We start from the raw sequence: 12746 nt of genomic DNA on the forward strand, positions 1-12746 counted from the left end.
TATCAGAAATTTAAGCTGAATTTTATTCGGTGATGATTTTCACGCGGTCGCCCGGCTTCACCGTGGCGGTCAGGCCCATGGCGTTGATCATCCGGAACAGTTCCAGCTTGCGGTCCGTCCCCATCATGCGCGAGGCGAGCGTGGGTACGGTCTCGCCCTGCTTGACGGTGAAGACGCGCACCCGCAGCGGCTTCAGCGAGGCGGCTTCCTCGGCCGTCATGCGGCGGAAGGAGGCGCGCAGCACCTTGGCGGTCGGGTCCAGCGCGGCCGAGCCCTTGGGCACGGCGGTGAGGAAGCGGTAGATCTGGCTGCCGATGCGGATCACCGTCACGTCGAAGTCCCAGCGGTCGGCCGAGGCGCGGGCGGTGGCGGCCTCCAGGCCGTTGACCTGCGTCGCCCGGATCGTGTCCGGCTCCAGACCGGTGACCCAGCCGGAGGCGATATAATCGGTCAGGCTGCGGCCCTGGCTGTCGGCCACGCCATCGAAGCGGATCGCCACTTCGCCGGGGCCGGTCGCCAGCACGGCCTCGACCTTGTTGTCGATCTGGAAGCCTTCGGGCACCTCGAAGCGGATGCCGAGCTTGCCGTGCAGGAAGGTCTGGCCGCGGACATAGCCCTCCTGCGGGCTGTCGCCATAGAGCAGGCCATCGATGCCGTCGAGATAATAGTCGCGCCCGCGATCGCCCGTCGTGCCCTCCGGGCCGAAGGCGCGCGCATGCCGGCGGGCGAGATCGACACGCTGTGGCGCGCTCGGATGGCTGGACAGGAAGTCCATGCTCTGATCGTTTTCCGGGTCCACCGCATTGAAGCTGGCATAGGCGGCCATGGCTTCCAGGAAGCGGGCGGCGGCATAGGGATCATAGCCGGCCTCGCCCAGCATGCGCACGCCGATCTGGTCGGCCTGAAGCTCCTGGTTGCGCGAGAAGGCGGCGAGCCGCAGCTTGCCGCGCGCCAGCGCCTCCTTGCCGGCGATGTCGCTGGAAAGCACTTCGGAAACCACCCGGCTGGCGATGACCTCAGCCTCCTCGCGCTGCTGGCGCTGGATGCCGTGATTGGCGGTGACATGCGCCATTTCGTGCGACAGCACGGCGGCGACTTCGGAGGCGTCATTGGCCAAAGCCAGCAGCCCGCGCGTGACATAGAGATAGCCGCCGGGCAGGGCGAAGGCGTTGATGGCCGGGGAATTGAGAATGGTGATGCGATAGGACTGGCTCGGATTTTCCGACACGGCCGTCAGCGCGCCGGTGATGCGGGCGACCAGCCGTTCCGTCTTCTCGTCCTTGTACTCCCCGCCATAGCTTGCCAGGATGCGCGGATGCTCGCGCGCGCCCATCTGGGCGCGGGGGTCGTTCTTCTGCACCTCGGAGACGATCTGCGGTGTCGAGGAGGGCTGAACGGCCGGCGGTTCATAGGCCTGTTCCAGCGCCGTCTGGCATCCGGCCAGCATCGTCAGCCCTGCAAGCAGGCTCGCGCGCACGATCAAGCCGCCCTGTCGCCGGCTTTCGCGCGTTGCGCCCGTCATCCTGATCGTCGCGTCCGTCATGCCATCCGCTCGCCGTCTCGCCATTCACGGGCGTCCCCGAGGGGTCGCCGCGCGTTCTCGTCATGGCGTCGGCCGCTGCTGGAAACCGCTTGGATCGGTCTCCTTCCAAAGGCTGCGCCGCCTAGAGAAATGGGGCGGCAGCGCCCGTTCTGCCACGTTTTCGCTCTACAGCAGACTCTGGGGCGATTCCTAGGCGAAATCGCTGCACTGCGGTGGATTCCGCAAGGCTATGGTGAAAAGAGCGATTTTGACGCGTGCGGCGCGGCAGGCTTGACGGGTTTCGAAGCCTTGCGATCAGGCGATTTCGAGCGCGCCCTGTGCGCAAAGATGCAGTTTTCGGTTGAAGTCCTTCAGCATGGCCGGGGGCGCGTGGGTGGCCACGACGAGCGTACGGCCGGCGGTCAGGCGCGGGAGTGCCTCGAAGATTGCCTGTTCGAGCGTGGGGTCCAGGCTGGCGGTCGGCTCGTCCAGGAGCAGGATGGGGGCAGGCGACAGGAGCGTGCGCGCCAGGCAGAGCCGGCGTGCCTGACCCGCCGACAGCGTGTGGCCGGTTTCGCCGACGAAGGCATCCAGCCCGCCCGGCAGGGCCGCGACGAGATCGGCCATCTGGACTGCCTCCAGCATCGCCCAGAGCGCGGCATCCCCGCATCGCGGATTGCCGATCAGGAGATTGTCGCGCACGCTGCCCATGAAGAGGGGGGCATCCTGCTCCAGCACCGCGACCGCGGCGTGAATCTCGTCAGGATCGGCGCATTTGAGGTCGATCCCGCCCAACAGCACGCGGCCGGCATCGGGATCGTGCAGGCGCAGGATGAGGGCGAACAGGGTGGACTTGCCGCTGCCGGAAGGACCCGTCAGCGCCACGCGCTCGCCGCAGCCGATCTTGAGCGTCAGCCCCGAAAGCGCCGGCCGGCCCGGCTCATAGGCGAAATGCACCGCCTCAAAGGCGATGTCGAGGCTATTTGGCAAGGAGAGGGTATGCGGCTCCGCAACGATGGCTGCGGGCGCGTCCAGAAGGCCGGCTAGCCGCTCGGCCGCCGCGGCCGCGGGTCCGAAGCGGGCGACGCCGCGCAGAATGGCCGCCACCGCCTCGAAGCTCGCCAGCGTGCCGAGCAGCAGCCCGACGAGCAGCGGGCCGGTGATCGCGCCCGACGACAGCGCCCGCGTGCCGAGCAGCAGCACGGCGAGCAGGGCGCAGGCGGTCAGCGCCTGCATGGCGGCGCCGGCCAGCGCGCCTGACAGCGCCAGCCGCCGCCGCGCACGGCCAAGCTCCGCCGCCGCCTGTTCAAAGCGGGTCTGCGCCAGGGCGGTGCGGCCGAAGGCGCGGAGATCGTCGCGGCTCTCGATCGCCTCGATCACCGCACCACGCAGCAGCGCGCCAAGCCGCGCCACCGCGCGCGCCGGGCGGCGGGCCAGGAGGAGGAGCAGCAGCGGCACGCCGATGATGGCCAGCGCCAGGGCGAAGAGGACCGGCAGCAGCGCCGAGGGCAGCAGGAGCGCCAGCGCCACGCCGAGCGCCAGGGCGGCCAGCAGCCCGTTGACCAGCGGCCCGACACCGACGACGAACAGGCTTTCGAGCTGGTCGATGTCGGCCGTGAGCCGGCTCACGAGATCGCCATGCGCCATGGCTGCGCCGGTCTCATCCGGCAGGCGGCCGAGCGGAATACGGGCGAGCAGCCGGGCGAAGACATCGCCACGCAAGGCGGCCAGAAGCGCCAGCGTCGCATCATGCCCGGCGATGCGCTCGCCATAGCGCGCGAGGATGCGCAGCAGCGACAGGCCCCGGATCAGCGAGGAGGGGCCGAAGAGATTGAAGGCCATGCCGGCCGTGCTCAGCGCGGCCGCGGTGAGAAACCAGCCGGAGATGCCGAGGAGAGCGATACCGGCAAATAGCGTGACGAGGCCGAGCCCCAGCGCCGCCAGCAGGCGCGGCGCTTCCCGGCGATAGAGCGGCCAAAGCAGATCGAGGAGGCTCATGCCGCATTCTCCGTGCTGATGGCGGCGCCGGGGCCGCGGCCGGCAATGCTCGGCCAGAGGCCGCAGCGGCTTAAGCGCCAAGCGCGGGGCAGGCGCGCGGCCAGGTTCTGGGAGTGGGTGGCGATCACGAGGCTGCGGCCCATGGCAAAGACCATGAGCGCATCCATGACCCGCTGTTCGGTCTCCCCGTCGAGATGGGCGGTCGGCTCATCGAGGAGCAGCAAAGCGGGATCGGTGAGGAAGACCCGGGCAAGCGCCAGGCGCTGGGCCTGACCGCCGGAGAGCCCCTGTCCGCCGGGGCCAACGGCGGTGTCGAGCCCGCGCGGAAGCCGGGCGAGATCATCGAGAAGGCCGCTTTTCTGCGCCGCATCGAGCATGGCGCCCTCGCTGGCGTCTGGCGCGGCGAAGCGCAGATTGTCGGCCACCGTGCCGGCGAGGAAGAAGGGGCGCTGGTTCAGCAGCGTGATCGACCGCCGCAGGCGCGCGGGCGCGATCTGATCGATCGGCTGGCCACCCAGGCGCACCGTGCCGTCAAAGGGGCGCAGGCCAGCGAGCGCCTGCAGGAAGCTGGTCTTGCCGATGCCGCTCTCGCCCAGAAGGGCGATCTGCGCGCCGGCCTTAAGCGACCATGCCTGTGAATGGAGCAGGCGGCGGCCCCGATCGGGCGTCCAAAGCGTGAACGCGTCGATCTCAAGGCCGCCTGCCTGCCGGGGAAACGCGCGCCCGTCGAAAGGCTCCTCCCGGGATGCGATAGCACCCACCCCGTCGGTCGCGTCGGCTTCCCAAGGTCCCGGCTTCTCTCGCGCGGCCTGAGGACCATCCCGGTCCTGCGCCTGCGCATGCTGAGGGCCGTCGTCGAATTGCGTCTCGTCCAGTCGCGCGGCGATTTCCGCCAGCGCGCTCTCTGCCGCTTTCTTGTCGTGATAATGCGCCGCCATCAGCCGCAGCGGCTGATAGACCTCGGGCGCCATCAGGAGACAAAAAAGCCCTTCCTCCAGAGTCAGGCTGCCGGCATGGCCGGGGAGATAGCCGAGATAGCCCAATCCGACATAAAGGGCGACACCGGCGACCCCGAGCGCGGCGAAGAATTCCAATACTGCCGACGAAAGAAAAGCAATCCTTAGAACTCGTAGGGTCCTGAGGCGCAAATCCTCGCCCGCGCTCTTGACGGCGGCGGTTTCGCTGATCTCGCGCCCGAAGAGTTTCAGCGTCCGGATGCCGCGCAGCCGGTCCGCAAAATGGCCTGACAGGCGCGAGAGCGCATTCGCCTGGTCTCGCGCGGCCGCTTCCGCGCCCCAGCCGACCAGCGCCATGAACAGCGGAATGAGCGGGGCGGTGACGAGAAAGAGCAAAGCGACGACGAGATCGACCCTGAAAACAGCAACGGCAAAGGCGAGCGGCAGAAGGGTGGCCTGCAGGCTGGCCGGCAGAAAGCGGGCGAAGTAGCCGTCGAGATGGTCCACCTGATCGATGATGACAGAGGCGAGCGTGCCCGAGCCCTGGCCCCGCGCCCTGACATCGCGCGCCAGCAGCCGGGAAAACAACAGCGCGCGCAGTCGCGTCTTGATGCGCTCGGCGCCGGCGGTGGCGCAGCGCTCGCCGGCAAGGCCGAGGCCGGCCCTGAGCAGAATGAGCGCGCCGATGGCTGCAATCGGGCTGACCAGGACATCGGCCGAGACGCTTCCCGCGATCGCCCGGTCGAGCACATGGGCCAGCAATGTCGCCTGCACCACGAGCAGCAGCCCTGCGACCAGCGGCAGGATCAGCGCGGCGTGCAGCGCCCAACCGCCCGGGCGCGCCAGCTTTTTCAGCTGCTGGCGTCGGGCGGCGCGATCGGCGGCGGATGGGGACTTCGACATGGCAGGGCTCCGCTTCGGGTTTGGCTCCGGGAATAGGGCGGGAACACCCGGAGAGGGCCTGGAGCCAAAGCATGCCTGTCTTGTCGCCGATCCCCCGTTGGGGGGCATTGATCGAAATCAATGCGCGACCGCGAAGGTGCGCCTAGCCTTCGCAACGATCCGGCGTTTCGGCCGGCCTCGAACAACAGGAATCGCGCAATGATCGATTTCACCGTCGTGGACCTGGCGCGGCTGCAATTCGCCGCGACAGCGCTTTACCACTTCCTCTTCGTGCCCCTGACGCTGGGCCTCTCCTTCATGATGGCGATCATGGAAAGCGTCTATGTGATGACCGGCCGGCCGGTCTGGCGGCGCATGACGCTGTTCTGGGGCACGCTCTTCGGCATTAATTTCGCCATGGGCGTGGCCACCGGCATCGTCATGGAATTCCAGTTCGGCATGAACTGGAGCTATTACAGCCATTATGTCGGCGACGTGTTCGGCGCGCCGCTGGCGATCGAGGGCCTGATGGCCTTCTTTCTGGAGGCCACCTTCATCGGCCTGTTCTTCTTCGGCTGGGACCGGCTGTCGAAGGTCGGCCATCTGATCGTCACCTGGCTCACCGCTTTCGGCGCCAACTTCTCCGCGCTGTGGATTCTCGTCGCCAATGGCTGGATGCAAAACCCCGTCGGCGCCCGCTTCAATCCCGATACGATGCGGATGGAGGTGACCAATTTCGCTGAGGTGATCTTCAATCCGGTCGCCCAGGCCAAGTTCGTCCATACCGTCTCGGCCGGCTACACCACCGGCGCCATGTTCGTCATGGCCATCAGTGCCTTCTATCTCCTGCGTGGCCGGCATGTGGATCTGGCCAAGCGCTCCATGGCGGTGGCCGCCAGCTTCGGCCTGGCCTCGGCGCTGTCGGTCGTGGTGCTGGGGGACGAAAGCGGCTATGTCGCCACCGAGCATCAGAGGATGAAGATCGCCGCCGTGGAGGCCATGTGGGAAACCGAGCCGGCGCCGGCAGGTCTCACGCTCTTCGCCCTGCCGGGCAAGGACGGCAACGCCTATGAGGTGAAGATCCCCTGGATCCTCGGCCTGATCACCACCCGCTCGCTCAACACCGAAGTGCCCGGCATCCGCCCGCTGGTGGAGCATGCCGAGACCCGGATCCGCTCCGGCATGCAGGCCGCCGCCGATCTCGAGGCGATCAAGGCCGACCCAAAGAACCAGGCCGCGCGCGAAGCCTTCGCCGCCAACTGGAAGGACCTCGGCTATGGTTTGCTGCTCAAGCGCTATCGCGACGACGTCCAGAATGCGACTCCCGAAGAGATCCGCAAGGCCGCGCTCGATACCGTGCCTGATGTGGCTGTGCTGTTCTGGAGCTTCCGCATCATGGTGGCCATGGGCCTCTATATGATCGGTTTCTTCGCGCTCGCCCTCGTGCTCTCGACGCTGCACCGTCTGCGCCAGACCCCCGCCTTCCTCAAACTCGCCTTCTTCAGCCTGCCGGTTCCGTGGATCGCGATCGAAAGCGGCTGGCTCGTGGCCGAATATGGCCGGCAGCCCTGGGCGATCGAGGGCGTCCTGCCGACCTTCTACGCCGCCTCCGGCCTGTCGGTCGTCGATCTGGCGATCAGCCTCGGCTTCTTCGTCACGCTCTATACCGCGCTGCTTGGCGTCATGGTCTATCTGATGGTCAAGACCATCAAGGCCGGGCCGGCCAGCTACACCCTGCTCGAGGGCCTTCAGGGATCCAGCCGGTTTCCCGAAGCCGCCGCCGCGAACCCGTCCCGCTGACCCGTCCCGCTGAAAGGTCTCGTCATGACCCAACTTCCTCTCGACTATGAAACGCTCCGCCTCGTCTGGTGGCTTCTGCTCGGCGTGCTCCTGATCGGTTTTGCCATCATGGACGGCTTCGATCTCGGTATCGGCGCGCTCCTGCCCTTCGCCGCCCGCACGGACGAGGAGCGGCGCACGCTGATCAATCTCGTCGGCCCGACCTGGGAGGGCAATCAGGTCTGGCTGATCCTCGGCGGCGGCGCGATCTTCGCCGCCTGGCCGGCGCTCTATGCCGTCTCCTTCTCCGGCTTCTACCTGGCGATGATCACCATCCTGCTCGCCTTGATCCTGCGTCCCGTCGGCTTCAAGTTTCGCGGCAAGATCGCCGATCCGCGCTGGCGCGCTCTCTGGGACTGGGCGCTGTTCATCGGCGGCTTCGTGCCGGCGCTGATCTTCGGCGTGGCGGTCGGCAATGTGCTGCTCGGCGTGCCCTTCGGCCTCGACGGCACGCTGCGGCCTTCTTATGAGGGGACCTTCTTCGGCCTCCTGCGCCCCTTCGCGCTCGTCTCCGGCCTCGTCAGCGTCGCCATGCTGGTGGCCCATGGCGCTGCCGTCATCGCGCTGCGCACCGAGGGGCCGGTGGCCGAGCGTGCCGGCGCCTATGGCCGGATGGCGGCTGCCGCCGGTTTCGTGCTCTTCCTGCTGGCAGGCCTCTGGGTGGCCTTCCTGCTGCCGGGCTATGTTGTCACCAGCGTTCAGGATGTCTTCGGGCCGTCCAACCCGCTGAACAAGACCGTGACGCTTGCCGCTGGCGGCTGGATGGCCAACTATGCCGCCCATCCCTGGATGATCGCGGCGCCGGTTCTGGGCCTTGGCGGCTTGCTGGTGGCGACGCTCACCCTCGGCCGCTCCGCCCTGGTGGGGCTCGCCGCCACCACGCTGGCCATCACCGGCATCATCGCCACGGCGGGCCTGTCGCTCTTCCCCTTCCTGCTGCCGTCCTCGCTCGATCCGGCGGTCAGCCTGACGGTGTGGGACGCCTCGTCCAGCCATATGACGCTGTTCATCATGCTGGTCTCCACGCTGATCTTCCTGCCGATCGTGCTGGCCTACACCGCCTGGGTCTATCGCGTGATGCGCGGCCCGGTCACGCCGGCCTCGATCGGCCGCAACCCGAACGCTTACTGAACCCTGACGGAGGAGATGTTCCTATGTGGTATTTTTCCTGGATCCTCGGCCTGGGCCTTGCCTGCGCCTTCGCCATCCTCAACGCCATGTGGTTTGAAATGCGCGAGGACAATCTGGCCTCGGCCCTGCCGGAAACCGCGGACGACAAGGCCCTGCAGCGCGCGCAGGTGAAGTCCGCACCCCGGGGAGCACGCTGATGGGCGAGGCAGAGGATCTGCTCAGGCGCTACGCGGCCATGCCGGTGCCGCGCTATACATCCTACCCCACCGCCGCGGAGTTCTCCGTGACGGTGGGCGCCACCGAGCAGGAACGGTGGCTGCGGCGGGTCGATGGCGACCGGCCGGTCTCGGTCTATCTGCACGTGCCCTATTGCCGTGACCTCTGCCACTATTGCGGCTGCCACGCCAAGGCCTATCGCCGCGACAGCGTGATCGACAGCTACCGCGCCGCCTTAGAGGCCGAGATCGGCACCGTGGCGGCTTCCGCCCGCCGCAGGCTCAAGGTCGGCCGCATCCACTGGGGCGGCGGCACGCCCTCCAGCCTCGGCGCGGAGGGGCTGGCCTCGGTCATGGCGGTTCTTGCGCGCTATTTCGAGATCTTGCCCGATGCCGAGCACGCGATCGAGCTCGATCCCCGGCTGGTGGATGCACCGCTTGCCGCAGCCCTGGCTGCGCTCGGGGTCAACCGCGTCAGCCTCGGCGTGCAGGACACCGATCCCCTGGTGCAGGCGGCCATCGGCCGGATCCAGCCGGAGGAGCAGGTGGTGGCCGCCTTCGCCGCCCTAAGGCAGGCCGGCATCGACGCGATCAATGTCGATCTGATCTATGGACTGCCGCTGCAGACGGTAAAGTCCTTGCGGCGGACCTGCGCCAAGGTCGCAGCGCTCCGCCCGGCCCGCGTGGCCTGCTATGGCTATGCGCATATGCCGCACCGGCGCGCCAACCAGAAGCGGATCAGCGCCGTCAGCCTGCCAGGACCTGACGACCGTGTCGAACAGGCCGCGACGGTGGCCGAGGCGCTGATGCAATCAGGCTATGCCCCTGTCGGCATCGATCACTATGCGCTGCCGGGCGATGCGCTGCTGGCCGCCCAGGCCACCGGGCGGCTTCACCGCAATTTCCAGGGCTATACCGATGATGACTGCGCGGTGCTGATCGGCTTCGGCGCGTCGGCCATCTCCCATCTGCCCGATGGCTTCGTGCAGAACGAGCCCGACACCACGCGCTATGTTCGCATCGCGCAGGAAGGGCTTCTCGCGGGCATTCGCGGCTGCCGGGTGAGCGAGGAGGATCGGTTGCGCGGGCGGATCATCGAGGCGTTGATGTGCCAGTTCGCCGTCGATCTCGATCTGATCGCCCCGCAGAAGGACTTCAGCGACGAGCTCGCCCTGATCCGGCCAATGGTGCGTGACGGGCTGGTGACGGTCGAGGGCCGCCGCCTGTGGATAACGGAGACGGGAAAGCCGCTGGTCAGGGTGGTCGCAACCCTGTTCGACAGCTTTCGCCGTCAGACGAGCGGTCGCTTCAGCCTTGCGGTTTGAGGACAGCGGCAGACGAAGAGCATCGGACTGAACATCATCCGCAGTCTGATGCTTTAGCTCTTTGTTTTTTCAACAAATTTCGCCGAGACCGGTTCCCATTTTCGGTCCGATGCTCTGGCTTGGCGGCGTGTCTCGTCGGCCCGCCCACGCGCCTCGGCCCGGGCGAGGAAGACAGGGGCTGCGCATGGTCATGCACCCTTGTGGTCAAGCTGAGGGGCTTTCCCGGCATCGGCAATCGTCGGTACAAGCGGTATAGCAAGGCAACAATCCGCCTATTGACGAACAGAATCTCCCGCGTGATCTTTTTCTCCTTGTCCGCGCAAAAGTTGTGGAGAAAGCTTTCTGGTGGAGGAGGGGGGATTACTATGGATGTTCATGAATATTTCGGGGGGAGGATTGGAGATCCCTGGTGCTGTATGGAACAGGAGGCGCTGCTTGCTTGTTCAGCACCTGACGATTTCGACGATCTCTCGATGGGGACCGAACCATGCCGTGGCGTAACGAGCCGATGCTTCCGGAACATGTGGATTTGTGCCAGCGCGTCTATGACAATGCACGAGCGGCCCGAGGCCTTGAAAGCGATGCCATGAACCCGGTGGCCGCGCTGGTGCTGACGCTTTATCGCCATGGCGTGCACGAGGAAAGCGAGCTTCTGCGCCGCACCCTGATGGCGCTGGACGAGAGTTCCTGATCGCGCTCACGGCCCTGATCGCGCTTGCGGCCCTGATCCCGCTTGCGGCAAAGCCTGATCCATATCGCCCTTCTGCAGGAAGACCCGCACGCTGGCCGCGCGGCCGGCGGCGTCGATGACGGTCAGCGTCGAAAAGCCAAGCCCGTCCGGCTGCCATTGGCTCACGCGCCGCAGGCTCGGCTCGGCCATCGGCCGGCCATTGGCGAGCCAGCGGAACGGCGCCCGCCCGCCCTGCAGCTTCAGCGTCAACGGCTCGAGACCGCCTTCGGCGGCGGTTTCGCTTTCGATTTCGCCCCCGTCTTCACCACTGCCGAGATCCACGCGCGCGCCATCGGGCGGATAGACGATGCGCGGGGCTGGGTCTGCCGGCCGGCGTGACAGCGCGGCCAGGCCCTGCTGATCGGCCGTGAAGCGGCGCAGCGCCGCCGGCAGGTCGGCGGGCGCAAGCCGCCGGGCGCCGGTGGGCGGCCGGGGCAGGGGAACGCTGGCCAGCCCCGAACGGGCGAAGGCCTCGAACAGGATCGGCGCGGCGGTGGCATAGCCGCTGATGGCGGGCACGGCGCCATTGTCGGCGCGGCCCACCCAGACCCCCAGCACATAGCGTCCGTCAAAGCCCACCGACCAGGCATCGCGGTAACCGTAGCTGGTGCCGGTCTTGTAGGCGAGCACGCGCCGGGCGCTGCCCTGCGGCGGCAGCACGCCGGAGAGAATATCGGCCACCTGCCAGCTGGCGGCCGGATCGAGCAGCGGCGCGGCCTCTTCCTGCGCGGGCTGCCGGTCCACGCCGTTTCCGAGCGTCACCGGCGCGCCGCGCCGCGCGAGCGCGGCATAGAGCTGGACCAGATCGCGCAGGCTGATGCCGAGGCCGCCAAGGCCGATCGCCAGCCCCGGCGGCGCGCCCTTCGGCAGCTCCACCGTCACGCCGGCCCGGCGAAACCGCACGATCAGCCGGCTCGGGCCGACCGCATCCAGGAGACGTACGGCCGGCACGTTCAGGGACAGTTGCAGCGCTTGGCGGATCGTCACGTCGCCCTGATAGCTCATGTCGAAATTGCGGGGCCGGTAGCCGAAGAAATCGGCCGGCCGGTCCTCGATCAGCGTCTCCTGCGCGATCAGCCCCTCCTCAAAGGCGAGGCCATAGATGAAGGGCTTGAGCGTAGAGCCGGGCGAGCGCGGCACGCGCGTCATGTCGACGAAGCCGCGTCGCGCCCGGTCGGTGAAATCGGCTGAGCCGACCTCGGCCAGGATGGCGCCGGTCTGCGCATCCGCCAGCATCAGGGCCAGCGAGACCTGCGGATCGAGCCGTGCGGCGGCCGTGCGCGCCACCTCTTCCAGCGCGCTCTGGCGGTCGCGGTCGAGCGTGGTCGGCGTGCGCTCGGCAAGCGGCCCCTTGCGCCGCGCGGCTTCGGCCACATGCGGGGCCAGCGCCGGCAGGTCCGTGCGTCTGACTGGCACCGGCTCCAGCCCGGCGCGCTCGGCCTCGCCCGCGCCGATCAGCCGGCCGACGGCGAGGCGCGCGAGCACGCGGGCGCGCGCGGCCTCGGCGGCCTGGGGGTGGCGGTCCGGCCGGCGGTGCTCCGGCAATTGCGGCAGGGCGACCAGCAACGCAGCCTGCGCCGTCGTCAGCCGGCGCGGCTCCTTGCCGAAATAGGCGAGGCTCGCCGCCCGCACGCCTTCGAGATTGCCGCCATAGGGCGCATGGGTAAGGTAGAGATCGAGGATCTCGGCCTTTGTCAGCCGGCGCTCGATCTGAAAGGCACGCGCGATCTGGCGCAGCTTGGCCGTCAGAGAGCGGTTCTCGCGCGGCTCGATCAGCCGGGCGAGCTGCATTGAGAGGGTGGATGCGCCCGAGACGATGCGGCCATGCATGAGAAACTGGCCCGCCGCGCGGGCGAGCGCCACCGGATCGATGCCGGGATGGTGGAGGAAGCGCTGGTCCTCATAGGCGATCAGCATGCGGGTGAATTGCGGATCGACATCTCCCGCGGCGGTTTTGAGCCGCATATGCCCCTCCGGCGTGGCGAAGGCGCGCAGCAGCCGGCCGTCCCGGTCGAGGATCTCTGCCGAGACGGTCATGGCGCCAGCCAAAGGCGGCGGAAAGGCACGGTCAGCGGCATCGAGCCCGATGGCGAGCAAAGCCAGCCCGGCGACAAGGCCGCAGCCCACCCAGCCCAGCCGCCTGAGCCG

Annotated in this window: 7 protein-coding genes and 2 pseudogenes; 5 read left to right on the forward strand and 4 right to left on the reverse strand. The window is 67.9% G+C overall.

The genetic code is table 11. The annotated features are described in order from the left end of the window. Nucleotides 1-22: 22 nt before the first annotated feature. The 3 genes from BJF92_RS07990 to cydD all read right to left on the reverse strand — a co-directional run bounded on the left by BJF92_RS07990 (nt 23) and on the right by cydD (nt 5379). A complete protein-coding gene (locus BJF92_RS07990) occupies nt 23-1522 on the reverse strand; it encodes a M48 family metalloprotease (RefSeq protein ID WP_075634316.1) in 1500 nt (499 codons plus the stop codon). Nucleotides 1523-1837: 315 nt separating this feature from the next. Continuing rightward, nucleotides 1838-3520 (reverse strand): thiol reductant ABC exporter subunit CydC, encoded by a 1683-nt coding sequence (gene cydC, locus BJF92_RS07995; protein ID WP_075634211.1) that lies wholly within the window; start codon nt 3518-3520, stop codon nt 1838-1840. Beyond that, the gene (cydD, locus tag BJF92_RS08000) at nt 3517-5379 is read right to left on the reverse strand and encodes a thiol reductant ABC exporter subunit CydD (protein WP_075634212.1); all 1863 of its coding nucleotides are present in this window, start codon (nt 5377-5379) and stop codon (nt 3517-3519) included. Before cydD ends, cydC begins: the two co-directional genes overlap by 4 nt. A gap of 198 nt (nt 5380-5577) precedes the next feature. Between cydD and BJF92_RS08005 the strand changes: the two genes are divergently transcribed. The 5 genes and pseudogenes from BJF92_RS08005 to BJF92_RS08025 all read left to right on the forward strand — a co-directional run bounded on the left by BJF92_RS08005 (nt 5578) and on the right by BJF92_RS08025 (nt 10559). Next, the gene (locus tag BJF92_RS08005; RefSeq protein ID WP_075634213.1) at nt 5578-7158 is read left to right on the forward strand and encodes a cytochrome ubiquinol oxidase subunit I; all 1581 of its coding nucleotides are present in this window, start codon (nt 5578-5580) and stop codon (nt 7156-7158) included. Between the two features lie 24 nt (nt 7159-7182). Continuing rightward, nucleotides 7183-8328: a cytochrome d ubiquinol oxidase subunit II gene (cydB, locus tag BJF92_RS08010; protein ID WP_075634214.1), complete on the forward strand. Its 1146-nt coding sequence runs from the start codon at nt 7183-7185 to the stop codon at nt 8326-8328. Nucleotides 8329-8351: 23 nt separating this feature from the next. Then, nucleotides 8352-8438 (forward strand): annotated as a pseudogene (gene cydX, locus BJF92_RS26025) (cytochrome bd-I oxidase subunit CydX); the annotation flags it as partial. 86 nt (nt 8439-8524) lie between these two features. Beyond that, complete coding sequence (hemN, locus tag BJF92_RS08020; RefSeq protein ID WP_075634216.1) at nt 8525-9868, forward strand: oxygen-independent coproporphyrinogen III oxidase; 1344 nt, start codon at nt 8525-8527, stop codon at nt 9866-9868. 487 nt (nt 9869-10355) lie between these two features. After that, nucleotides 10356-10559 (forward strand): hypothetical protein, encoded by a 204-nt coding sequence (locus BJF92_RS08025; protein WP_143523967.1) that lies wholly within the window; start codon nt 10356-10358, stop codon nt 10557-10559. A 75-nt stretch (nt 10560-10634) separates the two neighbouring features. On the opposite strand, the pseudogene pbpC reads toward BJF92_RS08025, so the two are convergent. Then, nucleotides 10635-12734, reverse strand: a pseudogene (pbpC, locus tag BJF92_RS08030) (penicillin-binding protein 1C); the annotation flags it as partial. Nucleotides 12735-12746: the final 12 nt, after the last annotated feature.

It is taken from the genome of Xaviernesmea rhizosphaerae (genome assembly GCF_001938945.1).
Lineage (GTDB): Bacteria > Pseudomonadota > Alphaproteobacteria > Rhizobiales > Rhizobiaceae > Xaviernesmea > Xaviernesmea rhizosphaerae.